This is a genomic window from Streptosporangium sp. NPDC000239, from assembly GCF_040300765.1.
Classification (GTDB): Bacteria; Actinomycetota; Actinomycetes; order Streptosporangiales; family Streptosporangiaceae; genus Streptosporangium.
Map to the genome: position 1 here is coordinate 192,023 of NZ_JBEPEI010000015.1, position 23,505 is coordinate 215,527.

Genomic DNA, 23,505 nt, shown 5'->3' on the forward strand with positions numbered 1-23,505 from the left:
TTCGCGCTTCATTGACGTTCGGGGGAACCCGTGACCGCCAGGCTCACCCGTGACCGTCCGACCTGGCTCGTCTACCTGCAGCTTGGTGTCTTCGCCACCTACCTGTACGGCCTCAGCGCCGCCCTGCCCATGCTCCGCGCCGAACTGGGCCTCTCGCAGACGGTCGCCGGGCTGCACGGCACCATGATGGCCGTCGGCGGCGTCCTGACCGGCCTCGCGCTGCCCCGGCTGACCCGCCGCCTCGGCACGCGCGTCACCGTCTGGACGGGCCTGACCGGGATGAACGTGGGGGTGCTGCTGGTCGTCCTCGGCCACACACCGCAGGTCACGCTCCTCGCGTACTGCCTGGCGGGCGGGATGGGCTCGATCAGTCTCTACACGAGCATGTCCGTCCTCGGCCGGCACCACGGTCCCGCGGGGCCGTCGGCGATCAGTGAGGCCAACGCGGTCGGTGGGACCATCGGCCTGTTCGCCCCGTTCGTCGTCAGTCTCGCGGCGCAGAGCGCGCTCGGCTGGCGGACGGCGCTGCTGCTCACCCCGCTGCTGACCGTGCTGCTCGCGCTCGCCATGGGCCGCGTGTGGGTTCCCACGCCCGCCCGGGAGGAGCAGGCGGCGCCCTCCGGGAGCGCGGGTTCCCCGGGGCTCGGCATGCGCTTCCACCTGGCGGGGGCGGTGCTGTTCTGCTGCGTCGGGCTTGAGTTCTCGTTCAACCTCTGGGCGGCCAAGCTGGTCAGCGACAACACGGGCCTGTCCGCGGCGGTCGCGGCGAGCGCGCTGACCGCCTTCACCGCCGGGCTGGCGCTCGGGCGCTTCGGCGGGGCCAGGCTGGCGTTGCGGATCCCGCCCTCCTCGCTGCTCATCGGCGCACTGGGGCTCACCTTCGTCGGCTGGCTGCTGTTCTGGACGAGTACGGCCCCGCCGGCGGCCTACGCGGGGCTGCTCGTCTCAGGAGTGGGGGTCTCGCTGCACTTCCCGCTCGCGCTCTCACGGGTGCTGACGGCCACGGCCGGACGTCCCGAGCGGGCGACGGGCGTCGCCTCCCTCTATTCGAGTTCGGCGACAGGTGTCGGGCCCTTCCTGCTGGGAGCGCTCGCCGACGTGTCCGGCACCCAGCAGGCCTTCCTCATGGTGCCCGTGATGATCGTGCTGGCCGTCGGCGGCATCCTGGTCAGCTCCAGGTAGCCGCCGCGAGCACGGACGCCAGGCGCGGGTTGTCCCACACGTCCACGACGAGGATCTTCGAGGTGGGCAGGAACCACTCACGCTGGTGGAAGGTCCCGGTCCGCTTGCTGCCGTTGTAGCTGTAGCACTCGCCGCGCCAGCCCTTGAAGGCGGCCTTGTGCCCGCGTCCCACCTGCCGCAGCCCCGAGGCGTACGCGTTGCCGAACGTCTGGCCGCTCTTGGCGTCGAACGGGCAGCGCTGCACATCGGTGGCGGGGTAGTACGGCTGGTCCCCCCGGTAGGCGGAGAACAGCTCACGCCCGTACTTGATCTGCTTGGGGCCGAAGACCCAGAACGCCTCACAGTTCGGGGTGAAATACGCCGAGTGCGGCTTCGCGCACCTTCCCGTGACCACCTTGACGCCGTCGGCGCCGCCGTAGACCCGCCAGCCCGAGGGAAGCTTGAGGGTCATGCCGCGGAAGGTGAGGGTTCCCGAGGCCTGCGCGGTCGAGGCCGAGGCCGCCTGGGGAACGGTGAACAGGGTGGCGCCGGCGAGCACGGCGGCGGCGAAGGCGAGTTTTCTCATGCCGGGGACGTTAACCGTCCCCACTTGTCGGTCACTTAACGTTCAATGGCATCGGCGATCGACGCCAGCAGGTCCATCACCCCCTCCGGGCCGTCCACGACGATGTCGGCCTGGGCGGCGACCTCCGCGCTCGCCTCGGCCGAACCGCTGAACACCGTCACGCCGGGCAACCCTGAGGCCCGTACGGCGGCGAAGGCCGCCAAATCCCCCAGGTCGTCACCGGCGAACAGCACCGAGCGCGCCCCGCGTTCGGCGAGGAAGGCGCCGAGCGCCGCCCCCTTGTCCGTCCCCGGAGGCCGCAGCTCCAGCACGAACTTGCCCGGCTCGACCGCCAGCCCCACCTCGGCCGCGAGCTTGGCGACCGGGTCGCGCAGCGCCTCAAGCGTGGCCTGCGGTTCGGCGGTTCCCCGGGTGTGCACGGCGACCGAGCGCTCCTTGTCCTCGAACCTGGCGCCCGCGACGCCCTCGATCAGCCGGGGCAGCTCGGCCCTGGCCCTGTCCAGGCCGGGATGGACGGGCGGGGCGGTGAGCGTGCCCGCCTCCCAGCGTTCGAGACCGTAGTGGCCGAGCACGACCACCCCGGGCACCTCGGCCAGCGAGCCGTACTCGACGGCCGTCGCGGCGGGACGGCCCGTCACGACCGCCACGGCGCGGACCCGTCCGCCCAGCCTGGCCAGCAGCTCCGGGCCGCGCGGGTGGATCCTGGCCGCGTCGGGGTCGGGCACGATCGGGGAGAGCGTGCCGTCGAAGTCGAGGCCGATCACCGCTCCGGCGGGGTCGGCCAGGATCGCGCGCAGTCCTTCGGGGGTCTCCATGGGGTGTTCTCCCGCTCGTCGTCAGGCCAGGATCGTACGGCGCGGCGTCAGGCGCGCATGACCGGCTCTACCCCGGACGTCAGGGACGTAGTCCCCGTCTCCTGGCCGCGCGCTCGCGTCTGCGCGTCTCGCGGAGCCTGCGCAGGCGCTTGATCAGCATCGGGTCGTGGGCGAGCGCCTCCGGCCGGTCGATCAGCTCGGCGAGCAGCTGGTAGTAGCGGGTCGCCGAGATGCCGAAGGCCTCCCGCACCGCCTGCTCCTTGGCCCCGGGACGTCGCCACCAGCGGCGCTCGAAGGCCAGCAGTTCCCGTTCCTTCTCGGTGAGGGGCCTGGGAGCGTTCTCCGGTCCCGTCCCCTCGCCGGGAGGTGGCACATCGTTCATCGCTGTCGCCTCCCGTCGCGCCCCGCAGGCCGTACGGCTCCGCGCGATGCCAGGATAGTCGGGAATTTCCTGCTGTTCATGGCCGGTTCGGAGACGTACAGTCACCAGATGTGACTCCAGTGATCACCCTTCTCACCGACTACGGGCTGGCGGACGGCTACGTCGCCGCCTGCCACGGTGTGATCGTCCTGACGGCGCCGCAGGCCCGGATCATCGACGTGTGCCACCTGGTCCCCACCGGAGACGTACGGCGCGCCGCGGCGATCCTGGCCCAGACGATCCCCCATCTCCCGCCCGGCGTCCACGTCGCCGCGGTGAGCCCGGTCGGCGCCTCGCGCAGAGCCGTGGCGATCGAGGCCGGCGAACACGTCTTCCTCGGCCCCGACAACGGGGTGCTCTCGTGGGCGGTCTCCGCCGCGGGCGGGGCGCGGACGGCCTACGAGCTCACCAACGAGGACCTGTTCAGGAAGCCGGTCTCTCCGACCTTCCACGGCCGTGACGTCTTCGCCCCCGTGGCTGCGCGGGTGGCGACCGGACTGCCCCTCGCGGAGCTGGGACCGCCGATCCCGCCGGAGCGGCTGGTCGCGCTGCGCGCGCCGACGTCGCTGGTGCGTGACGACGAGGTCGAGGGCGAGGTCCTCTCTGTCGACGGCCACGGCAACGTCCAGCTGTCGGTCAGCGCGGCCGACCTGGCGGTCGTGGGCGTACGGCCCGGCGGCTCCCTGGTGGTCTGGCTGGGCAGGAGGCACGCCGCCGTGCCGTTCAGGGAGACCTTCGCCGCGGTGTCTCCCGGCGAGCTGGTCGCCTTCACCGACTCGGCGGGGCTGGTCGCGCTCGCGGTCAACGCCGGGGACGCCTCCCAGCGGCTCGCGCTGCCGCCGGGCGCGCACGTGCGCCTGTCCTCGGGCCCCCGCCGTGCCCCTCTCGAATCCCTCTGAGGAGGGGTCAGACGAAGTGGCAGGCGACGGCGTGCCCGGTGCTGAACCGCGCCTGCAGCGGCGGCTCCTGCTCCGCGCACACGTCCCTGGCCTTCCAGCACCGGGTGCGGAAGCGGCAGCCCGACGGCGGGTTCGCGGGTGAGGGCGGGTCGCCCTGCAGGACGATCCGCCCCCGTGTCTCGCGGCCCCGGGGGTCGGGCACCGGCACCGCCGACAGCAGCGCCTGGGTGTAGGGGTGGGCCGGCCGCTCGCAGACGTCGGCCTCCGCGCCGAGTTCGACCAGTTTGCCGAGATACATCACGCCGATCCGGTCGGAGACGTGACGGACGACCGACAGGTCGTGGGCGATGAAGACGTAGGCCAGGCCGAACTCGTCCTGCAACCGTTCGAGCAGGTTGACGACCTGGGCCTGGATCGAGACGTCGAGTGCGGAGACCGGCTCGTCACAGATGATGATCTCCGGCCTGAGCGCCAGCCCCCTGGCGATGCCGACGCGCTGCCGCTGACCGCCGGAGAACTGGTGCGGGTAGCGGTCCACGTGGTCGGGGTTGAGACCGACCACCTCAAGCAGTTCCTGCACCATGCGGCGCCGCTCACGCTTGGGGACGACCTTCCTGTGGACCTCGTACGGCTCTCCCACGATGTCGCCGACGGTCATCCTGGGGTTGAGCGAGGTGTAGGGGTCCTGCATGACCATCTGGATGTTGCGGCGGACCTGCCTGAGCTCGGAGCCCCTGGCCCGGGTGATCTCGCGTCCGTTGATCCGCACCGAGCCCGAGGTCGGCCTCTCCAGGGCCATCAGGAGCCTGGCCAGGGTGGACTTGCCGCAGCCCGACTCACCGACGATGCCGAGCGTCTCGCCGCGCCTGAGCGTGAAGGACACCCCGTCGACCGCCCTGATCTCCCCGATCCGCCGCCGCATGACGACGCCCTGGTACATCGGGAAGTGCTTGACCAGGCCGCCGACCTCCAGGATCGGTTCACCCGTGGCTGCCATCGAGGACCTCTCTCCAGTAGTGGCAGGCGCTGTCGCGTGTCGGCCCGATCCGGTAGCGCGGCGGCGCGTCGGTGACGCAGTTGTCCTGACGGTAGGAGCACCGGGGGTGGAAGGCGCAGCCGGAGGGCATGGCCAGCGGGTCCGGCGGGGTGCCTTCGATCGCCGGCAACGCCCTGCCCTTGCGGGCGAGGCGGGGGATCGACTCCAGCAGGCCCCTGGTGTAGGGGTGCGCGGGCGCCTGGTAGACCTCGTGCACGGGAGCGGTCTCGACGACGCGACCGCCGTACATGACGACGATCCTGTCGGCGGTGTCGGCGACCACGCCGAGGTCGTGGGTGATCAGGATCATCGCCATGCCGCTCTCCCGCCGCAGCTCGGCCAGCAGGTCCATGATCTGGGCCTGGACCGTCACGTCGAGCGCCGTGGTCGGCTCGTCGGCGATGAGCAGTTCGGGACCGAGCGCGATCGCCATCGCGATCATGATGCGCTGGCGCATGCCTCCGGAGAACTGGTGCGGGTAGTCGTGCACCCGCTGCGCGGCGGCGGGGATGCGGACCCGGTCCATCAGTTCGACGGCCCTGCGCTCCGACTCCCGCCACGACACGCCCTCGTGCACCCGGAACATCTCCCCGATCTGCGCGCCCACGGTGAAGACCGGGTTCAGCGCGGACAGGGCGTCCTGGAAGACCATCGCGATCCGCCGCCCCCTGATCCTGGCCCGGTCGTCCTCCCGCAGCGCGAGCAGGTCGGTGCCGTGGAAACGGATCGTTCCGGCCGGGACACGGACGGACGGCGTGTCGAGAAGCCCCATGATCGCGTGCGCGGTGACCGACTTGCCCGAGCCCGACTCACCGAGTACGGCGAGCGTCTCCCCCGCATCGATCCGGTAGCTGACGCCGTTGACCGCCTTGACCACGCCCTGCCTGGTGACGAACTCCACCTGCAGGCCGTCCACGGTCAGCAGCGCCTCCCCGCCGGGGACGTGCCCGTCCCGCTCGGCCGTCGAGGACCTCCACACGGCTTCCCTACCTCAGTTTCGGATCGAGGGCGTCGCGTACGGCGTCGCCCAGCATGACGAAGGCCAGCACGGTCAGGCTCAGGAACAGCGCCGGGAACAGCAACGGCTCCGGGGCCTCAAGGAAGCGCCTCCTGGCGTCGGAGATCATGAGCCCCCAGGAGATGTCGGGCGACTGGAGCCCGACCCCGATGAAGGAGAGCCCGGCCTCGGCCGCGACGAACGTCCCGAGGTTGATCGTGGCGACCACGATCACGGGGGCGATCGCGTTGGGCATGATGTGCCGGAACATGATCCGCCCCGCGGAGGCGCCGAGCGCCCGCGCGGCGAGCACGTACTCCTGCCCCTTCACCGTGATCACCGCCGCCCGGGTGATGCGGAACGTCATCGGCCAGGCCAGTACGGCCAGCGCCAGGACGACCGTCCAGACGCTTCCCGTGCGGAAGACCGACAGGATGAGCAGGGCGCCGAGGACCGAGGGGATCGCGAAGAAGATCTCGGTGACCCGGGACAGCAGGGCGTCGAGCGCCCCTCCCGCGAACCCGGCCAGCAGGCCGAGCAGGCCGCCGACCAGCGCGGTCAGGGCGGCGGTCGTCGCGCCGATCACCACCGAGTTGCGGGCGCCGTACACACTGCGGGCGTAGACGTCGCAGCCCTGGTTGTCGGTGCCGAACCAGTGCAGGTCGCCCACCCCCTGCCTGGCGTCCGACAGGTGACAGGTCGCGGCGTTGTGCGGGTCGATCGAGGTGAACAGCCAGGGGAAGGCCGCCATCAGGAGGAAGACGGCGATGACGAAGGCCGCGCCGACGAACATCGGCCGCCGCCGCAGGTCCTGCCAGGCGTCGCTCCACAGGCTCGCGGGCTTGGACGGCCCGCCCGCCGGCCCCGTGGGTGTGTCCCTGGCGTGCCTGCCGCCGGTTGACCCGCCTCGCCCCCGGCGCCCGGCCGCGGTCTCACTCATAGCGGATCCTCGGGTCGAGCACGGCGTAGAGCAGGTCGACGACCAGGTTCGCCAGGACGTAGACCAGCACCAGGAGCGTCACCACGCCCACGACGACGGGCTGTTCGCGCAGGGAGACCGAGGTGAACAGCTGCTGACCGATGCCGGGCAGGTTGAAGACCGTCTCGGTGATCACCGCGCCGCCCATCAGCGTGCCGAAGTCGGCGCCGAGATAGGTGATCAGCGGGATCAGCGCGTTGCGCAGCGCGTGCCTGCCGACGACCCGGCGCCGGGGCAGCCCCTTGGCGGTCGCGGTGCGGATGTAGTCGGCGCGCAGCGTCTCCACGAGGCTGGTCCTGGTGAGCCTGGTCAGGTAGGCGATCGAGGTCCCGGCGAGCACGAGGCCGGGCAGCAGGTAGCCGCGCCACCCCTCGGCCAGGCCCGCGACGGGGAAGAGGTCGAGCCCGGCCTGCTTGAGCCTGACGCCCAGCAGCAGTTGCAGCACGAAGCCGGTGACCAGGGGCGGGATGGAGATCAGTATCAGCGTGGCGGCCAGGACCAGCGAGTCCTGCGCCCTGCCGTGGCGCAGCGCGGCGTACAGGCCGAGGCCCACCCCGGCGAGCGCCTCCATGACCAGGGCCGTCATCGCCAGGTTGGCGGTCACCTGGAACCGGCCCGCCAGGATGTCGGAGACCGACCCGCCGGAGACCGTGACGCCCAGGTCGCCGTGGAACAGGCCGGTGAGGTAGTGCCAGTACTGCAGCAGGAACGGGTCGTCCAGGTGGTACCTCTCCCGCAGGACGGCGGCGATGTGCGGGTCCATCCGCTTGTCCCCGGCGAGCACCTCCACGGGGTCACCGGGCAGCGCGAAGACCACGGCGTAGACGAGCAGGGTCGCGCCAAGCAGGACAGGGATCGCCTGGACCAGGCGCCTGATGATGTAGCGGCCCATTCAGCCTCCGGTACGTACCACGTCGGGGACGCTCTTCCCGGGCCGGTCGCTCACACGGCGCCGGGACCCGTCAGGGCCGCTCCCGGCGCCGGGGAACGGCCCCGCCCTCTCTCAGCCGACCTTCTCGATCTTGTTCCACTCGACCAGGTTGATCAGGTTGATCTTCAGTCCCCTGATCCGCTGGGAGTAGGCCGCGTTGGTGCGGTAGTAGAAGATCGGGATGTACGGCAGTTCCCTGACCAGGATGTCGTCGGCCTGCTGGTAGTACCTCAGGCCGTCCTTCAGCGAGGTCGCGCCGTCACCCTGGGTCAGCAGGTCGTCGAACTCCTTGTTCGACCAACCCGCGTAGTTGGAACCGGTCTTGATGGCGTTGGTGGAGAAGACCGGGGTCAGGTAGTTCTCGACCGAGGGGTAGTCGATGAACCAGCCCATCCGGAACATGCCGCCGTAGTCCTTCTTGACCAGGCCGTCGAGGAGGATGGCGAACTTCTCGAACGTCTTGACCTTGACCTCGACGTCGAGGTTGGCGCGGAGGTTGTTGGCGATGGCCTCGATCCACTCCTTGTGCGCGCCGTCGGTGTTGTAGCCCAGCTCGATCAGCTTGGGGCCGTTGTTCTCCTCGTACTGGATCTTGGCCCTGGCGGGGTCGTAGGTGCAGGCCGCGCAGATGCCGGGGCGGTAGCCGTCCAGGAGGGGGTTGATGAAGTCGTCGGCCGGGGAGCGCGTCCCGGCGAAGACCGTCTCGGTGATCGTCTTGCGGTCGATCGCCATCGAGATGGCCTCGCGGACCTTGATGTTGGAGTAGGTGCTGTTGAACTGCAGCGGGAAGCCGATGTAGCCGATACCGGCGTCCGCCTGGTCGATGTAGCGCTCACCCAGCTCGGCCTTGGCGCTGGCGATCGCCGCGGGCGGCAGCGCGTCGTGGATGTCCAGCCCGCCGGAGCGCAGGTCGTTGAAGGCCGTCTCCGAGTCCGCGTAGATCTTGAACTGGAGCTTGTCGAACTTGGGCTTCGTGCCGGGGAAGCTGTCGTAGCGGGTCAGGTCGATCGTCTGGTCGACGCCCTTGTTGTACGGCCGGTCCATCTTGAAGTAGCCCTGGCCGATCGGCTGCTTGGCGTAGGTCTCGGTGACCTTGCCCTTGTCGTCGAAGGCGGCCTTGGGCAGCGGGTAGAAGGCGACGTAGCCGAGCATCGTCTTGAACTGGGAGAACGGCTTGCTCAGCGTGACCTGGAGGGTGTGCTCGTCAAGGGCCTTGAGGCCCCGCATCGCCTTGACGGTGACCGGCTTGCCCTCCGGCGGGTTCAGGTCCTCCCAGCCCTCGATGCGGCTGAAGAAGCTGTTGGCGCCCTGGGCGTTGTCGCGGTTGGCGGCGTAGTTCCACGCGTCGACGTAGTTCTCGGCGATCAGCGGTTCGCCGTTGTGCCAGGTGTAGCCCGACTTGAGCACGATCTTCCAGACCCGGCTGTCACTGGTCTTGATGGAGTCGGCGACGTTGTTGACGACCTGCTTGTCGTCGTTGTAGCTCACCAGCGGGGCGAAGACCGCGCCGAGCACCTCGGCGCCCTCGGTCTCGATGGTGTCACCCGGGTAGAACGGTTTCTGTGGCTCGGCGATCCGCATACGTACCGGCGGATCGCCCGCCGCCGTGCCCGTCGCCCCCTGTCCGCCACACGCGGCCAGGCCGAGAGCGAGCAGCGCGATACCAGCGATGACCTGTGCGCCCTTAGTAACGCGCATTACGGTGTTTCCTCCCTTTGCAGGCGGCGCCGCCGCGAGCTACCGAAGCCCGCGCGACCGGCGGAGGATCTCGTGCCCTCCGCTCCCGCCGTCCCGGCTGACGCGCCGACGTCACACCGGTCGGACGCGACTATCCCGCACCGCTCCACACCGAGTTGTCTCTGTGATGTTGCAGTTCGGTCACGTACACGTCCGGCGGATGCCGTACGGCCGCCAACTGGCCCAGCCCAACTTCACAGCAGGATATAAAGCCGACATAGAGTCATATGCGATACGGGAAGGGTCACGCAAAAATACCCTCGCGTCCAGGATGCTCGCGTTCATCGCCCACGGGTGGGCCGCGGCTGGGCTAACGTTGGCGAGGTCGCGGGGGGTTCGAGGCTCCGGCGGCGAACCGCACAATTGCCCTGGAACCTCTTTCTCGGAGATCCCGTCCAATGTGTGCGGCGGACCACCGCCGCAGGCACCCCATCCACCCGCATCCAATAGAGTCCTTGCCATGAGCCAGCCGGAATCCGCGATCGCGGACGCCCAGGCGGGCGGCCCGAGTAACGGCACCCCTGCCAAGCCGCAGGAGCCGCTGGCCAAGCTCGCCGAGCGTTACGGACTTCGGCGTGCCATCGCACGCCCTCGTCTGACCGTCTACCTACGCCAACTGTGGGAACGACGGCACTTCGTCATGACGTACGCGACCTCGCGCAACGTCTCGAAGTACAGCACCTCAGCCCTGGGCCAACTCTGGCAGGTCCTGACGCCCCTGCTCAACGCGGCGATCTACTGGCTGATGTTCGGCGTGATCCTGGGCGCCCGGGGCAACATGGACCCCAACGTCTACATCGCCTTCCTCGTCACCGGGGTGTTCGTCTTCACCTACACCCAGCGCTCGGTGACCAGCGGCGCGAAGTCGATCTCCGGAAACCTGTCGCTCATCCGCGCCCTGCACTTCCCCAGGGCCGCGCTTCCCCTGGCCTACACGATCCAGGAGTTCCAGCAGGTCCTGATCTCCATGGGCGTGCTGATGGTGCTCGTGCTGGTCACCGGCCAGCCGATCACCTGGATGTGGCTGCTGATCCCGGTCGCCCTGCTGCTGCAGACGATGTTCAACATCGGCGCCAGCATGGTCCTGGCCAGGGTCGGCTCGACCGCACGTGACCTGAACCAGCTGCTGCCCTTCATCACGCGCACCTGGCTCTACGCCTCCGGGGTGTTCTTCTCCATCCAGGACAGGGTCGTCGCCCAAGGGCACATGCCCCAGTGGATCGCCGACCTCATGTACTTCAACCCGGCGGCCTCCTACATCGAACTGATGCGCGACCTGCTCATCCAGTTCCACCCCACCCGCCCCTGGGTGTGGTTCACCTGCATATTCTGGGCACTGTTCGCCCTGATCGGTGGCTTCTGGTACTTCTGGCGAGCCGAGGAGAAGTACGGCCGTGGCTGAGTTGACCGAGGAGCTGCCCCAAGTGAAGGCCGACAAGCCTGCCGTCCCCAGCACGGACGTCAGAGTGCATCCCGCTCCGGAGAAGGCTCCACACCCCCGCGCGGGCACCCCGACGGTCATCGTGGACGACCTGCACATCATCTACCGCGTGTACGGCGCGGCCTCGGACAGCGAGAAGGGCAACGCCGCCAACGCCCTGATGCGCCTGGTCAAGCGCCAGGGAAGGCCGGAGATGAAGGAGGTGCACGCCGTACGGGGAGTGTCCTTCGTCTCCTACCACGGCGACGCCATCGGCATCATCGGCCGCAACGGCTCGGGCAAGTCGACACTGCTGCGCGCCATCGCCGGACTGCTGCCGCCGCACTCGGGCGCGGTCTACACCGACGGCCAGCCCTCCCTGCTCGGCGTCAACGCCGCGTTGATGCGCGAACTGACCGGCGAGCGCAACATCGTCCTCGGCTGCTACGCCATGGGCATGACCCCCTCCCAGGTCAAGGAGAGGTACGACGACATCGTCGACTTCTCCGGCATCGGAGAGTTCGTCCAGTTCCCCATGTCCACCTACTCCTCGGGCATGGGCGCCAGGCTCCGCTTCGCCATCGCCTCGGCCAAGGCCCACGACGTGCTGCTCATCGACGAGGCCCTGGCGACCGGCGACCGCGACTTCAAGCGCAAGAGCCAGGAGCGCATCATGCAGATGCGCGAGGAGGCGGGCACCGTCTTCCTCGTCGCCCACAACCTCGACGTGATCGAGGAGACCTGCAACCGCGTCATCTGGCTGCACAAGGGCAAGATCAAGATGGACGGCGACCCCAAGACGGTCCTCGCCGCCTACAACGCCTGAGACACCTATGTGATCACCTGACAGGGCAGGATGAGGAGCGACCAAGAACTACGCTCCCATCGGAGGTGAATCCGTGTCCTCACGGCCACCGATTCCTTATGAGTTCCTGCCCCAGGTTCCCGCGCTGACCGTCGAGAGTGACGACGTCCGCGACGGCGAGACCCTGTCCCTGACCCACGTGTTCGACCGGTGGGGGTCCAACGGGCAGAACGTCTCTCCGCACCTGCGCTGGTCGGGCGCCCCGGAGGGCACCCTCAGCTACGCGGTGACCTGTTTCGACCCCGACGCCCCCACCGGCAGCGGGTTCTGGCACTGGCTGCTGTTCGACATCCCCGCCGACGTGACCGAGCTGCCCGCGGGCGCGGGTGGCCCGGACACCACCTTCGGCGTGCACGGCCGCAACGACTACTCCATCAACGCCTACGGCGGCGCCGCCCCGCCGCCCGGCTGGCCGCACCGTTACGTCTTCGCGGTGCACGCCCTGGACGTGGAGAAGCTCGACGTGAGCCCCGACTCCCCGCCCGCGGTCGTCGGCTTCAACATCACCGCCCACACCGTGGCCCGCGGCTACATCGCCCCGGTCTACGAGAACTGACCCGTCCCCAGGCGGGCACCGGCGTGTCGCGTCACGACCGCCGGCGTCCCGCCTGGTCGGCGGCGCGCCACCTCGGGACGAGCCACACCGGACGGCAATTGACGGACATCGTGATCGACGTTCCGCTATGATTCGAACGTTGTTTCGATCCGAGGAAGTCGTCATGGAGTGGGAGCGCGCGATGCGAGAGTTGTCGGCCGCGATCGACCACCTGGCCACAGAGGACCCGTCCGAGATTCCACGCCTGCAACTCGCCGAGCAGCTCATCGAGCTGCACTGGCAGATGGCCAGGCTCCAGGCCCAGATCGCCCGCCGTACCTCCGTCCGCCCCCCGCGCCCCCAGGACCCGCAGAACCTCTGATCCACCGCGGAAAGCGATCAACACGGAGGGCAGCGGGAAACGCACCGGCCGGAAACCCCTTCCGGCCGACCGATCAGGCCGTCAACCGCCGGGCCAGGGGCACGCGCTCGGCCAGTGAGGGTTCGAAGGGGAAGCGGTCGGCGAACGCGGGGCGCAGATCGGTCAGCCAGACCGCCTTCGGGTCATACTCCGCGAAGAAGGGCTGTCCGACCAGACCGGGGTCACGCGCCTGGATGAGGTGGAGCACGAAGACCTTCCTGCCCTCGACCTCCGTGACACCGTCCACGCACACCTTGCCCGGCGTCGCCGACATGGACGGCCCCCGCACCGTACGGCACAGCCCCGAGACGCTCGCGTAGGCTTCCCTGAAGATCTCGTACCCCCTGGCCAGGGGAACCGCGAAGTAGTCCTGGGGCCCCGTGTCCCGCTCGACGAACATGTAGTACGGCACCATGCCCATCGTCTGCTGGGCACGCCACATGGACGCCCAGGTCTCGGGGTGGTCGTTGATGGACCTGATCAGCGGGGCCTGGGTCCTCACCACCGCGCCCGTCGCACGGATCCGCTCGACGGCGGTCCTGACGACGGGCGGCTCCATCTCGCGGGGGTGCGAGAAGTGCGCCATGAAGGCCAGGTTCTTGCCGGCCTCGACCACGGAGGCGAACAGGCGCAGCGTGTCGTCGGCGTCCGGATCGGACACGAAGCGCTGCGGCCAGTAGGCCAGCGACTTGGTGCCGATGCGGATCGACTCCAGCTGCTCAAGGTCGAGCAACGGCTCCAGATAGCGCCTGAGCACCGGCTCCCCCATGATCATGGGGTCGCCGCCGGTGATCAGCACCCCGGTCACCTCGGGATGCTCCTTCAGGTAGCCGACCAGGCTCGCGACGTCGCCCGAGGCGAACTTCAGGTCGGGCTCGCCGATGAACTGGGCCCATCGGAAGCAGTAGGTGCAGTAGGCGTGGCAGGTCTGTCCTTGTTTGGGGAAGAAGAGGACAGTCTCTGGATATTTGTGCTGCATTCCAGGCACCGGGTCGTTCCCGACACGGGGGACGTTGAGGTTGAGCTGCCCCGCGGGATGCGGGTTGAGCCGCTGCCTGACCTCGTGCGCCGCGGCCTGGACCTCTCCCTGGGGAGCCTCCTCCCTCAGCAGGGTGGCCAGCCGGGAGACGTCGGCCTCGGGCAGCATGTCCGGCTGGGGGAAGACCAGCCGGTAGAGGGGGTCGTCGGGCGCCGCCGCCCAGTCGATGAGCTCGTCGACCACGTAGGCGTTCGTGCGAAAGGGCAGCACGGTCGCGACCGCCCTGACCCGGATCCGGCTCTCCTCGTCGAGTCCGGCCCGTCGCAACAGGCCGTCGAGGTGTTTCGCGGTGTAGGCGCGAAACCCGCGCACCACGCTCTCTTGTACGCTCACTAAGTTTTACCTCCGATTTTTGTTGCTTTTGACGTAAACCTCTCCCGCTTCTCGCGCGTCGTTGGCGCTTATATACCCGGACGTAACCAGCTCAGCGGCCGGTTCCCCGGTTCGTCATTTCTTTGCCATCCACCATCGCGATATATCTCGAATAGTCGTACAATCGCCCCATGACCTCCCCAGAACCCACATCTCGGTTCGCTCCCCTGTCCCCCATGTCACGGGACCCCGGCCTCAACGGCGCCAACGGCGCCGGCCCCACCCTGCGCGCCTCAGACGCCGACCGCGACCAGGTGGCGACCGTACTGGCCGAGGCCCTCGCCTCGGGGCGCCTCACCAGCGTCGAGCACGCCGACCGTCTTGAGGCGACCTACTCCGCCGTCACGGTCGGCGAACTCGCCCCGATCATCCACGACCTGCCGGAGGTCACGACCCCGTCCGGCGGTCTGGGCGCCCAGAACCAGGAGGTCAGCGCGGTCTTCAGCAAGGTCGTCAGGAGCGGCCGGTGGATCGCGGGCCGCCACACGAAGCTGTCCTCCACCTTCGGCGCGCTGATCGTCGACCTGTCCGACGCGGTACTGCCCGGCCGGGAGATCACCCTGGAGGTCACCTCCCTGTTCGGCAAGCTGATCGTCAGGGTTCCCGAGAACGCCCACGTCATCGACGAGGTCGGCGCGCTGTTCGCCAAGCGCGGCATCTCCGGCGGGGTCGGCTCCGGCAACGGCCCCGTCATCAGGGTCACCGGCAAGGCGACCTTCGGTAAGATCATCGTCTCCAGGGAGCGAAGCGACTGGAACCTCCCGGACAGGCCCTAGCCCCTCCGTGAGAGGCCTGGGAAACACGCCCCGGTCCCCCCGACTGCGTCGTTCACCACGGAGCACGCCTACGATGCGGACAAACCATCCCGCACGAGGTGACCGCTTGCCCGAAACCGAGGCTCCCCGCGCCGCAGCGGCCGCCCCGCACGCCTCCTCACATGCCGCTTCGCAGGACATGGCGCCCATAGCCCTCGACGCGATGGGCGGCGACCACGCTCCCCACGAGATCGTGGCGGGAGCCGTACAGGCCGTCAGGGAGCACGGGATCGGCGTGGTGCTCGTCGGCGCGCCGCGCCCCCTCCAGGAGGCGCTCTCCCTCCACGACGCGACCGCCGAGATCCCGATCGTCCGCGCCGAGGAGGCGCTCGCCATGGACGAGGGCGCCCTGGCCAGCCTGCGCCGCCCCCGCTCCAGCATCGCCGTCGCCTGCCACCTCGTACGGCGCGGCGAGGCGTCGGCCGTGGTCTCCGCCGGATCGACCGCGGGCATCGTGGCCACCGGCAAACTCAGGCTCCGTGGCCAGCAGGGAGTGCTCAGACCGGCCATCGCCGTCGCCCTGCCGACCCTGCCCTCCCCGACCATCCTGCTGGACGCCGGGGCGAACGCCGAGGTCAAGCCGGAGATGCTCGTGCAGTTCGCCCACCTCGGCGCGGCCTACGCCGAGACCGCGCTGCGGATCGAGGACCCCAGGATCGGCCTGCTGACCATCGGCAGCGAACCGGAGAAGGGCAACAAGCTCGTCAAACGGGCCCACGAACTGCTCTCCGCCGCCCCCGGCCTGAACTTCACCGGCAACGTCGAGGGCCACGACCTGCTCACCGGAACCGTCAACGTCATCGTCACCGACGGATTCACCGGCAACGTCGCGCTCAAGACCATGGAGGGCAGCGTCCGCTACGCCTTCGCCGAACTGCGCGGGACGATCCAGGAGAGCCCCGTCGCCAGGGTCGGCGGCATGCTGCAACGCGGCCGCATCAAGCGGTTGCAGCGCCGTCTCGACCCCGAGGTGCACGGCGGCGCCGTACTGCTCGGCCTGAACGGCACGGTGGTCATCGCGCACGGCGCCTCCCAGGCCACCGGCGTGAGCGCCGCGTGCGTGCTGGCGGCGGAGCTGGCCAGAACCGGCGTGGTCGGCCGCGTCGGCGAACGCCTGGCCGCGCACCGTCCCCATCGTCTGTGGTGACGCCCCAGGCGTTCCTCATCCCCGTATGGTGGGATTCGCACCGACCTCGGGGGGACGACACGTGGAGCAGCTGGCCGACCGAGGGCTGACCACGGCCGAAATCGCCGAACGCACGGCCCGGGGACAGGTCAACGAGGTGAGCAGGCGGTCGAGCAGGTCGCTGTCGGCGATCGTCCGCGCCAACGTCCTCACCCTGTTCAACGCGGTGATCGCCGCGCTCTGGGTCCTGATCATGATCTTCGGACAGTGGCAGGACGGCCTCTTCGGGCTGGTGATCGTCGCCAACTCCGCGATCGGCATCGTCCAGGAGTTACGGGCCAAGCGCACCCTCGACCGGCTCGCCGTCGTCAACGAGGCCCCGGTCAGGGTCAGAAGGAACGGCGCGGAGACCGAGATCCCGCCCAGGAAGGTCGTGCTCGGCGACCTGATCCTGCTCTGCCCCGGCGACCGCCTGCTGGTCGACGGCGAGATCACGGGCTCCGGCGGCCTGGAGATCGACGAATCCCTGCTCACCGGGGAGGCCGACCCGGTGCACAAGGCCGTCGGCGACCAGGTGCTCTCCGGCAGCTTCGTGGTCGCGGGCACCGGGTCCTATGTCGCGACCAAGGTCGGTGACGACGCCTACGCCGCCAAACTCGCCCAGGAGGCCAGCGCCTTCGGCCTGGCGCACTCCGAACTGCGCGCGGGTGTCACCAGGTTCATCAAGTACATCACCTGGCTGGTCGTCCCCATCGGCATGCTGCTCACCTGGAGCCAGCTCAACAAGGCGGAGGACTTCGGCCAGGCCGTCACCGGCGCCGTCGCGGGCATCGTCACCATGATCCCCGAAGGGCTGGTGCTGATGACGAGCATCGCCTTCGCCGTCGGCGTCGTCCGGCTCGGCCGCCGCCGCTGCCTGGTCCAGGAACTCCCCGCGATCGAGATCCTGGCCCGGGTCGACGTGCTCTGCCTCGACAAGACCGGCACCCTCACCGCGGGCGGCATGAACCTGGCCGAGGTGCGTTCCCTCGCCGACGACCCGCTCACCCCCTCGCTCACCACTGAGGCCCTGGCCGCGCTCGCCAACCTGGAGGAGACCCCCAACCCGACCGTCCAGGCCATCAGGGTCGCCCACCCCTCCCCGCCCGGCTGGCACGCGACCACGGCCGTCCCCTTCTCCTCGGCCCGCAAGTGGAGCGGAGCGGAGTTCGCCGGCAAGGGCGCCTGGGTCCTCGGCGCCGCCGACGTCCTGCTCACCCCCGAGACCCCCGGGTACGGCCAGGCCGCCGACCTGGCCGCGACCGGCCTGCGCGTGCTCGCCCTCGGCAGGGTCGCCACCCTGAACGACCCCGTGGGCTCCGTCGAGCCCCGGGCCCTCGTCGTGCTCGAACAGCGCATCCGCCCCGAGGCCGCCGACACCCTGCGCTACTTCGCCGAACAGGGTGTCGCCATAAAGATCATCTCGGGGGACAACCCCGAGTCCGTCTCCGCCATCGCCACCGCTCTCGGCGTCCCCGGCGGGCGCGACGCGGTCGACGCCCGCACTCTGCCGGAGGACGACCCGGACAAACTCTCCGAGATCCTCGACACGAACACCGTCTTCGGCCGAGTGACCCCGCACCAGAAACGGCTCTTCGTCAGCGCCCTGCAGTCCAGGGGCCACACGGTCGCGATGACCGGCGACGGCGTCAACGACGTCCTGGCCCTCAAGGACGCCGACCTCGGTGTGGCGATGGGCTCCGGCAGCGGCGCGACCAGGGCGGTCGCCCAGATCGTGTTGATGGACGACGACTTCACCAGCCTGCCCTCCGTGGTCGGCGAGGGCAGACGGGTGCTGGCCAACATCGAACGCGTCTCCAGCCTCTTCCTCACCAAGACCTTTTACGCGCTCGTCCTGTCGCTGCTCGCAGGAATCTTCGGGCTCGCCTTCCCGTTCACCCCCCGGCACTCCACGCTGGTCAACGCGCTGACCATCGGTGTCCCCGCCTTCTTCCTCGCGCTCGCGCCGAGCAGCGAACGGGCCAAACCGGGGTTCGTGCCCCGGGTGCTCCGCCTGGCGATCCCCTGGGGAGTGGTCTGCGCGCTGGCCGTCCACCTGTCGTACCTCCTGGCCGAGACCCGCGGCGCGACCCCGGAGGAGAGCCGTACCGCGGCCGTCATCACCCTCTTCCTGGTGACCTGGTGGGCGCTGGTCCTGATCGCCAGGCCGTACCTGTGGTGGCGCGTCACACTGGTCGGGGCCATGGTGGTGCTGTTCGCGCTCTCCCTCGCCGTACCGTTCACCCGCGAGTTCTTCGCGCTCACCCTCAGCGACCCCGCCGACGACGTGGTCTCGATCGCGATCAGCGTGGTCGCCGCGCTCGCCCTGACGATCGTCTTCCGGGTCATGCGACCGGTCGATAAATCGCCGGTTCAGGACAGACCAACCGATACCCTTGAGGTATGACCGACCCGCAACTCGTGCTCACCGAGCGCGTCCAGCAGGCGCTGGGCGCCGCCTTCGGTGCTGAGTCCACCGACGCAGACCCGCTGATCCGTCCCTCGCAGTTCGCCGACTACCAGGCGAACGTCGCGATGAGTCTGAGCAAGCGACTGCGACGAGCCCCGCGGGAGGTCGCCCAGGAGATCGCCGACCGGCTCACCGACTTCCCCGGCACCGTCGAGGTCAGCGGCCCCGGCTTCCTGAACATCACCCTCTCCGACGACTGGATCACCGCCCAGGCCAACGAGTCGCTCGCCGACCCGCGCACGGGCGTGGCCCTGACCGGCTCCCCGCAGACCGTGGTCATCGACTACTCCGCGCCGAACGCCGCCAAGGAGATGCACGTCGGCCACCTGCGCACGACCATCGTCGGCGACGCGCTGGCCCGTGTCCACGAGCACATCGGCAACCGGGTCGTCCGGCAGAACCACCTGGGTGACTGGGGCACCCCCTTCGGCATGCTCATCGAGCACCTGCTCGACATCGGCGAGAAGGCCGCCGTCGCCCAGCTGGAGGCGGGCGAGGGCAACGCCTACTACCAGGCGGCCAGGTCCAAGTTCGACTCCGACCCGGAGTTCAACCAGCGCGCCCGCTCCCGGGTCGTCACCCTCCAGGCCGAAGAGCCGGAGACCATGCGGCTGTGGCACATCTTCATGAACGCCACCGTCCGCTACTTCAACAAGGTCTACACCCAGCTCGGCGTCACGCTGACCGACGACGACATCGCCGGCGAGAGCATGTACAACCCCGTGCTCGCCCAGGTCTGCGACGAGCTCCAGGAGCGCGGCATCGCCGTCGTCAGCGACGGCGCGCTGTGTGTCTTCCCGCCCGGCTTCACCGGGCGCGAGGGCCAGCCGCTCCCCTTCATGATCCGCAAGAGCGACGGCGGGTACGGCTACGCCACCACCGACATGGCCACGATCCGCTACCGCGTCCAGGACCTCAAGGCCGACCGGCTCCTCTACGTGATCGGCGCGACCCAGGCCCAGCACATGTCGATGCTGTTCGCCTCCGCCAAGATCGCCGGATGGCTGCCCGACCACGTCCACGCGGAGCACGTCCAGATCGGCAGCGTGCTCGGCAGCGACGGCAAGATGTTCAAGACCCGTAGCGGCGAGTCGGTCAAACTCCTCGAACTCCTCAACGAGGCAGAGGTCCGCGCCGCCGAGGTCATCCGCGACAGCGACTACGGCGACGAGGAGCGCAGGGAGATCGCCCACGCCGTCGGCATAGGCGCGGTCAAGTACGCCGACCTGTCGGTCAGTCACGACAGCGAGTACGTCTTCGACTTCGACCGCATGCTCGCCCTGACCGGCAACACCGGCCCCTACCTGCAGTACGCCCAGGCGCGGATCCGCTCCATCTTCCGCAAGGGCGAGGTCGACCCGGCGCAGGCGACCGGTCCGATCGTCATCGGCCACCCGGCCGAACGGGCCCTGGCGCTGCGACTGCTCGGGTTCGGTGCCGCCGTCGCGGAGATGGCCGAAAGCTCCGCTCCGCACAAGCTCGCCGCCTACCTCTTCGACACCGCCAGCGCCTTCACGACGTTCTTCGAGAACTGCCCCGTCCTGAAGAGCGACGTCGACCCGGCCGTGCGCGCCTCCCGGCTCGCCCTGTGCGCCCTCACCCTGCGTGTCCTGGACACCGGTCTGGGCCTGCTCGGCGTCCCGGTACCCGACCGTATGTGAGCCGTTCCGCCGGATGATCACCTCGATTCGGCAAATCGAGGTGATCATCCGGCAAAGTTCGATTCGGCGCGCCTCCCGAGGGGGATGACCGAATCGCACTACGCTGGCGCGGTCATCGGTCACAACTTCGGAGAGTTCTCTGCCTTGAGCATGGACCTGACCGCGAACCCTCACGCCAAGACGGAGTTGCACCGCTACGCCGAGGCGCTCCTGACGAACCTGGCCGCCGACGCCACCTGCTCCACGATTCCCGCCCCCACGAGCTCGACGAACGTTCCCGGCTACTGGCTGTCCCCCGCCGTCGAGGCCCTGCTGCTCCTCCTGCGGGGACAGGACGCCGTCGAACCGCTCGGCCGCGCCGCCCAACTCGACGATCGGCGCACCGCCCTGTTCCTGTGTCTCTCCCTGGCCCTGTGCGGGCAGGGCGAACGCATCCACGCCTCCTGGATGGGCACCGCCTTCGGCGAACTGTCCCTCGACCGTCCGGTGTCCCACGGCCAGCGCGCGCTCTGGCTCGCCGCCGCCCAGGGGGCGTACGGCCCGGCGGGCAAGATCTTCGTGCTCCGCAAACTCGACGCGGTCGCCGTACCCTCACGATCCGAACCCGCCAGATGGTTGAGCGCGCTGACCCCGCACGAACCGTCGATGGTCGTGCCGCCCTCGCTGGTCGACTTCCCCGAACTGGCCGAGTTCCCCGAGTTGGCGCAGCCGGTCCAGGCCTCCGCCCAGCTCGCCCGCCTGCTCGGCCGCTGCACCGAGATCACCACGACCAGGGCCGCCGGCACGGGCCGTACGTCACGCGCCCTGTGGTCGGCGGAGGAGACCCTGACCGTACTGCGCGGCCTGGTGCGGCCGGAGCGCGTCGTGAAGGGACCGCAGCGGCCGGAGAAGCCGCTCACCGAGCACCTGCTGGACGACCTGCGACCCTCCTCCGACCCGGCCCTCGCGGCCATCGCGCTGCACGTCGCCGCGCCGATCGTACGGACCGCCGCGGAGAGCCTGACCAGGGCCACGCAGGTGGCGCCGCCCGAGTCGGTCTCCATCCCGCTCCTCGGTCACCGGGTGATCCTGCGGCCCTCGGGTCCCGACCCCGAATCCCTGGCCGCCGCCGAACGGCACATCGCCGTGGAAGGCGTGCAGACCCTGGGCAAGCCCTGGCTCGCCTACTCCCTGCTGGCCCTGGCGGTGACCGCCCTGGTCGTCGCGGCCGTCACCCCGGCCACGCTGCCCTCCGCCGTGCTGGCACTACTGCTGGCCGCGGGAGGGGCGCACCAGCTCTGGTCGCGCCGCCGACGTGAGCGGGCGGACGCCGAATATGTCACGAAGCAGCTCTCCGAGCTGCGGGAACTGGCCGACGGCGCGGTGTGGGCCCTGCACGAGTACGCCCGTGAGGCCGACAAACGCGCCCAGGGAGCCACCTCCGACCTGGCGGAACTCACCCGCCTGCTGCGCAGGGGCCCCCGGGCCGCCTAGCCGTACGGCCTCACACGACCCGGGGCACCGCTGTGACTTCGGGGATCAGGCGGTGGTGATCTCCACATCCGCGGGGGCCAGCAGGAAGACTTTCTCCGCGATGCGCTCGATGTGCCCCTCGCAGCCGTAGGCCAGCCCCGCCGCGAAGTCCACCATTCTTGTGGCTTCCGCGGTGCTCATGCAATTGACATCCATGATGACGGTCTGGCCTTCACGGAAGTGCTTGCCGATGATCGGAGCGTCGTTGTACTTACGCGGAGTGAGCATGACGATGCGGGAGGGCTCGACGACGGCACGCCAGCGCTTGGCCGCACGCTCCGAGGCCGGCTGCCAATCCTCGCCCTCGACCTCGTCCTCGTAGTCGTAGGCCTCGTCGTAGTCCTCAGCTCCACCCAGCCCCAGGTAGCTCGCCACCTTACGCACTGCCCCCATCGGCTTGTCCTTTCCTACAGGACCGCGCCGTACTCGGCCTGTCCCTACAACCTTGGACGTTAACCGACGAAGTAAGGTTCGCCGCGCGACACGCCCAGCGCATATTCCCACTTTGTACGGCTAGCGCACCGGTCCTGTCTGGCCTCTCTACCCGCTTTGGGCTGCTTATCTCCCACATGGCTAGAGTTACGCCATGCATATATACACAGTTGATTCGTTTACTGATCAATTTTTCAAGGGCAACCCGGCGGGGGTCTGTATACTCGATAACCCCACGCCGGACGGCTGGATGCAGGACCTCGCCGCGGAGATGCGGCACTCCGAGACCGCGTTCCTGCTCGGCGGACAGCCCGGCGAGCCGTACTCCCTGCGTTGGTTCACGCCGAAGACCGAGGTTGATCTTTGCGGTCACGCGACGCTGGCCGCGGCGCATGTGCTCTACTCCACCGGGCCCACGCCGGACACCCTCAGGTTCAGCACCAGGAGCGGAATCCTGTCCACGACCAGGGAGAACAACGGCCTGATCAGCATGGACTTCCCCGGTAAGACCCTTGAGGAGGTCTCCCCTCCCGAAGGGCTACTGGAGGCACTCGGGGTCGAGCCCCGGTGGGTCGGTAAGAACGTCTGGGACTATCTGGTCGAGGTCGAGTCCGAGGAGGCGGTACGGGCCGCCTCTCCCGACCTCCGCGCGCTGGAGGCCGTGGACGCGAGAGGGATCATCGTCACGGCCCAAGCATCGCAGCCTGGCGTGGACTACGTCTCCCGGTTTTTCGCCCCCCGGGTCGGCATCCCGGAGGACCCGGTGACCGGTTCGGCCCACTGTGCTCTGGCGCCTTGGTGGTCGAGCCGGCTCGGCTCGGACACGTTGCTCGGCGCCCAGCTGTCCGAGCGTGGCGGCCTGGTTCGCACGACCGTACGGGGAGACCGGGTGGAGCTGGCCGGCCGAGCGGTAACCGTCCTGTCCGGCGAACTCCACGCCCTCCCGCCCCGCTCCTGAAACAAAAAAGGGGCAGCTACCGCCGCCCCTCAAACACCCACACGCACCCCAAAGCCAGGCATACACAAAAAAGGGGCGGCCTTCGCCACCCCACACCCAGGGAACAACCCCAACAGCCACACACAAAAAACGGGGGGCGGCCCACAGCCACCCCCACACACCACCCCAAAAACAAAAAAAAAGGGGGGGCCACCCCAAAGGATGACCCCCCACAAAAGATTGTCCGGCGGCGACCTACTCTCCCACACCGTCCCCGGTGCAGTACCATCGGCGCTGAA

The 23,505-nt window shown here is 69.3% G+C and carries 22 protein-coding genes; 12 read left to right on the forward strand and 10 right to left on the reverse strand.

All coding sequences use genetic code 11. The annotated features are described in order from the left end of the window. The first annotated feature begins 30 nt into the window (after window positions 1-30). The gene (locus tag ABT340_RS30595) at window positions 31-1,182 is read left to right on the forward strand and encodes an MFS transporter (RefSeq protein WP_352014322.1); all 1,152 of its coding nucleotides are present in this window, start codon (window positions 31-33) and stop codon (window positions 1,180-1,182) included. Here ABT340_RS30595 and ABT340_RS30600 read toward each other — a convergent pair. From ABT340_RS30600 to ABT340_RS30610, 3 genes are all read right to left on the reverse strand, one after another. Further along, window positions 1,169-1,747 carry a hypothetical protein gene (locus ABT340_RS30600; protein ID WP_352014323.1) on the reverse strand — a complete coding sequence of 193 codons (579 nt, stop codon included), beginning with the start codon at window positions 1,745-1,747 and terminating at the stop codon, window positions 1,169-1,171. The two genes, ABT340_RS30595 and ABT340_RS30600, sit on opposite strands and share 14 nt — an antisense overlap. A 35-nt stretch (window positions 1,748-1,782) precedes the next feature. Next, window positions 1,783-2,562, reverse strand: a complete 780-nt coding sequence (gene otsB / locus ABT340_RS30605; RefSeq protein WP_352014324.1) for a trehalose-phosphatase — start codon at window positions 2,560-2,562, stop codon at window positions 1,783-1,785. A gap of 79 nt (window positions 2,563-2,641) precedes the next feature. After that, on the reverse strand, window positions 2,642-2,944 hold the full coding sequence (locus tag ABT340_RS30610; protein WP_352014325.1) for a DUF3263 domain-containing protein: 303 nt from the start codon (window positions 2,942-2,944) through the stop codon (window positions 2,642-2,644). 110 nt (window positions 2,945-3,054) lie between these two features. On the opposite strand from ABT340_RS30610, the gene ABT340_RS30615 reads away from it, so the two are divergent. Further along, the gene (locus ABT340_RS30615; protein WP_352014326.1) at window positions 3,055-3,882 is read left to right on the forward strand and encodes an SAM hydrolase/SAM-dependent halogenase family protein; all 828 of its coding nucleotides are present in this window, start codon (window positions 3,055-3,057) and stop codon (window positions 3,880-3,882) included. 7 nt (window positions 3,883-3,889) lie between these two features. Here the strand turns inward: ABT340_RS30615 and ABT340_RS30620 are convergent, their stop codons facing one another. The 5 genes from ABT340_RS30620 to ABT340_RS30640 form a co-directional block, all read right to left on the reverse strand. Beyond that, entirely contained in the window at window positions 3,890-4,879 is a 990-nt protein-coding gene (locus ABT340_RS30620) for an ABC transporter ATP-binding protein (RefSeq protein WP_352014327.1), read from the reverse strand. Then, window positions 4,863-5,897 carry an ABC transporter ATP-binding protein gene (locus ABT340_RS30625; protein ID WP_352014328.1) on the reverse strand — a complete coding sequence of 345 codons (1,035 nt, stop codon included), beginning with the start codon at window positions 5,895-5,897 and terminating at the stop codon, window positions 4,863-4,865. Before ABT340_RS30625 ends, ABT340_RS30620 begins: the two co-directional genes overlap by 17 nt. A gap of 7 nt (window positions 5,898-5,904) precedes the next feature. Then, entirely contained in the window at window positions 5,905-6,855 is a 951-nt protein-coding gene (locus ABT340_RS30630) for an ABC transporter permease (RefSeq protein WP_352014329.1), read from the reverse strand. Beyond that, window positions 6,848-7,786: an ABC transporter permease gene (locus tag ABT340_RS30635; RefSeq protein WP_352014330.1), complete on the reverse strand. Its 939-nt coding sequence runs from the start codon at window positions 7,784-7,786 to the stop codon at window positions 6,848-6,850. Before ABT340_RS30635 ends, ABT340_RS30630 begins: the two co-directional genes overlap by 8 nt. 111 nt (window positions 7,787-7,897) lie before the next feature. Beyond that, the gene (locus ABT340_RS30640) at window positions 7,898-9,523 is read right to left on the reverse strand and encodes a peptide ABC transporter substrate-binding protein (protein ID WP_352014331.1); all 1,626 of its coding nucleotides are present in this window, start codon (window positions 9,521-9,523) and stop codon (window positions 7,898-7,900) included. A gap of 499 nt (window positions 9,524-10,022) precedes the next feature. Between ABT340_RS30640 and ABT340_RS30645 the strand changes: the two genes are divergently transcribed. The 4 genes from ABT340_RS30645 to ABT340_RS30660 all read left to right on the forward strand — a co-directional run bounded on the left by ABT340_RS30645 (window position 10,023) and on the right by ABT340_RS30660 (window position 12,764). After that, window positions 10,023-10,964, forward strand: a complete 942-nt coding sequence (locus ABT340_RS30645; RefSeq protein ID WP_352014332.1) for an ABC transporter permease — start codon at window positions 10,023-10,025, stop codon at window positions 10,962-10,964. Further along, window positions 10,957-11,808, forward strand: a complete 852-nt coding sequence (locus tag ABT340_RS30650) for an ABC transporter ATP-binding protein (protein ID WP_352014333.1) — start codon at window positions 10,957-10,959, stop codon at window positions 11,806-11,808. Before ABT340_RS30645 ends, ABT340_RS30650 begins: the two co-directional genes overlap by 8 nt. Before the next feature lie 73 nt (window positions 11,809-11,881). Beyond that, window positions 11,882-12,403 (forward strand): YbhB/YbcL family Raf kinase inhibitor-like protein, encoded by a 522-nt coding sequence (locus tag ABT340_RS30655; protein WP_352014334.1) that lies wholly within the window; start codon window positions 11,882-11,884, stop codon window positions 12,401-12,403. Between the two features lie 163 nt (window positions 12,404-12,566). Then, complete coding sequence (locus ABT340_RS30660) at window positions 12,567-12,764, forward strand: hypothetical protein (RefSeq protein WP_352014335.1); 198 nt, start codon at window positions 12,567-12,569, stop codon at window positions 12,762-12,764. Between the two features lie 73 nt (window positions 12,765-12,837). Here ABT340_RS30660 and ABT340_RS30665 read toward each other — a convergent pair whose 3' ends face one another. Continuing rightward, a complete protein-coding gene (locus tag ABT340_RS30665) occupies window positions 12,838-14,175 on the reverse strand; it encodes a KamA family radical SAM protein (RefSeq protein ID WP_352014336.1) in 1,338 nt (445 codons plus the stop codon). A gap of 215 nt (window positions 14,176-14,390) precedes the next feature. Here ABT340_RS30665 and ABT340_RS30670 point away from each other — a divergent pair, with 215 nt between their 5' ends. The 5 genes from ABT340_RS30670 to ABT340_RS30690 all read left to right on the forward strand — a co-directional run bounded on the left by ABT340_RS30670 (window position 14,391) and on the right by ABT340_RS30690 (window position 21,798). Continuing rightward, window positions 14,391-14,990 (forward strand): DUF1707 SHOCT-like domain-containing protein, encoded by a 600-nt coding sequence (locus tag ABT340_RS30670; RefSeq protein WP_352014337.1) that lies wholly within the window; start codon window positions 14,391-14,393, stop codon window positions 14,988-14,990. 178 nt (window positions 14,991-15,168) lie between these two features. Beyond that, complete coding sequence (plsX, locus tag ABT340_RS30675; protein ID WP_352014346.1) at window positions 15,169-16,176, forward strand: phosphate acyltransferase PlsX; 1,008 nt, start codon at window positions 15,169-15,171, stop codon at window positions 16,174-16,176. 61 nt (window positions 16,177-16,237) lie between these two features. Continuing rightward, complete coding sequence (locus tag ABT340_RS30680) at window positions 16,238-18,601, forward strand: HAD-IC family P-type ATPase (RefSeq protein WP_352014338.1); 2,364 nt, start codon at window positions 16,238-16,240, stop codon at window positions 18,599-18,601. Then, on the forward strand, window positions 18,598-20,325 hold the full coding sequence (gene argS, locus ABT340_RS30685) for an arginine--tRNA ligase (RefSeq protein ID WP_352014339.1): 1,728 nt from the start codon (window positions 18,598-18,600) through the stop codon (window positions 20,323-20,325). The genes ABT340_RS30680 and argS overlap by 4 nt, the downstream gene beginning before the upstream one ends. 150 nt (window positions 20,326-20,475) lie before the next feature. Then, on the forward strand, window positions 20,476-21,798 hold the full coding sequence (locus ABT340_RS30690) for a hypothetical protein (RefSeq protein WP_352014347.1): 1,323 nt from the start codon (window positions 20,476-20,478) through the stop codon (window positions 21,796-21,798). A 45-nt stretch (window positions 21,799-21,843) separates the two neighbouring features. Here the strand turns inward: ABT340_RS30690 and ABT340_RS30695 are convergent, their stop codons facing one another. After that, window positions 21,844-22,230 (reverse strand): cell division protein SepF, encoded by a 387-nt coding sequence (locus ABT340_RS30695; RefSeq protein WP_352014340.1) that lies wholly within the window; start codon window positions 22,228-22,230, stop codon window positions 21,844-21,846. Between the two features lie 193 nt (window positions 22,231-22,423). Here ABT340_RS30695 and ABT340_RS30700 point away from each other — a divergent pair, with 193 nt between their 5' ends. Then, entirely contained in the window at window positions 22,424-23,227 is an 804-nt protein-coding gene (locus tag ABT340_RS30700) for a PhzF family phenazine biosynthesis protein (RefSeq protein WP_352014341.1), read from the forward strand. Window positions 23,228-23,505: the final 278 nt, after the last annotated feature.

Bases quoted from the DNA above. Each gene is read 5' to 3' on its own strand.
- ABT340_RS30600 (WP_352014323.1), bottom strand. From the start codon at position 1,747: ATGAGAAAACTCGCCTTCGCCGCCGCCGTGCTCGCCGGCGCCACCCTG.
- otsB (WP_352014324.1), bottom strand. From the start codon at position 2,562: ATGGAGACCCCCGAAGGACTGCGCGCGATCCTGGCCGACCCCGCCGGA.
- ABT340_RS30610 (WP_352014325.1), bottom strand. From the start codon at position 2,944: ATGAACGATGTGCCACCTCCCGGCGAGGGGACGGGACCGGAGAACGCT.
- ABT340_RS30620 (WP_352014327.1), bottom strand. From the start codon at position 4,879: ATGGCAGCCACGGGTGAACCGATCCTGGAGGTCGGCGGCCTGGTCAAG.
- ABT340_RS30630 (WP_352014329.1), bottom strand. From the start codon at position 6,855: ATGAGTGAGACCGCGGCCGGGCGCCGGGGGCGAGGCGGGTCAACCGGC.
- ABT340_RS30635 (WP_352014330.1), bottom strand. From the start codon at position 7,786: ATGGGCCGCTACATCATCAGGCGCCTGGTCCAGGCGATCCCTGTCCTG.
- ABT340_RS30640 (WP_352014331.1), bottom strand. From the start codon at position 9,523: ATGCGCGTTACTAAGGGCGCACAGGTCATCGCTGGTATCGCGCTGCTC.
- ABT340_RS30645 (WP_352014332.1), top strand. From the start codon at position 10,023: ATGAGCCAGCCGGAATCCGCGATCGCGGACGCCCAGGCGGGCGGCCCG.
- ABT340_RS30660 (WP_352014335.1), top strand. From the start codon at position 12,567: ATGGAGTGGGAGCGCGCGATGCGAGAGTTGTCGGCCGCGATCGACCAC.
- ABT340_RS30670 (WP_352014337.1), top strand. From the start codon at position 14,391: ATGTCACGGGACCCCGGCCTCAACGGCGCCAACGGCGCCGGCCCCACC.
- plsX (WP_352014346.1), top strand. From the start codon at position 15,169: ATGGCGCCCATAGCCCTCGACGCGATGGGCGGCGACCACGCTCCCCAC.
- argS (WP_352014339.1), top strand. From the start codon at position 18,598: ATGACCGACCCGCAACTCGTGCTCACCGAGCGCGTCCAGCAGGCGCTG.
- ABT340_RS30690 (WP_352014347.1), top strand. From the start codon at position 20,476: ATGGACCTGACCGCGAACCCTCACGCCAAGACGGAGTTGCACCGCTAC.
- ABT340_RS30695 (WP_352014340.1), bottom strand. From the start codon at position 22,230: ATGGGGGCAGTGCGTAAGGTGGCGAGCTACCTGGGGCTGGGTGGAGCT.
- ABT340_RS30700 (WP_352014341.1), top strand. From the start codon at position 22,424: ATGCATATATACACAGTTGATTCGTTTACTGATCAATTTTTCAAGGGC.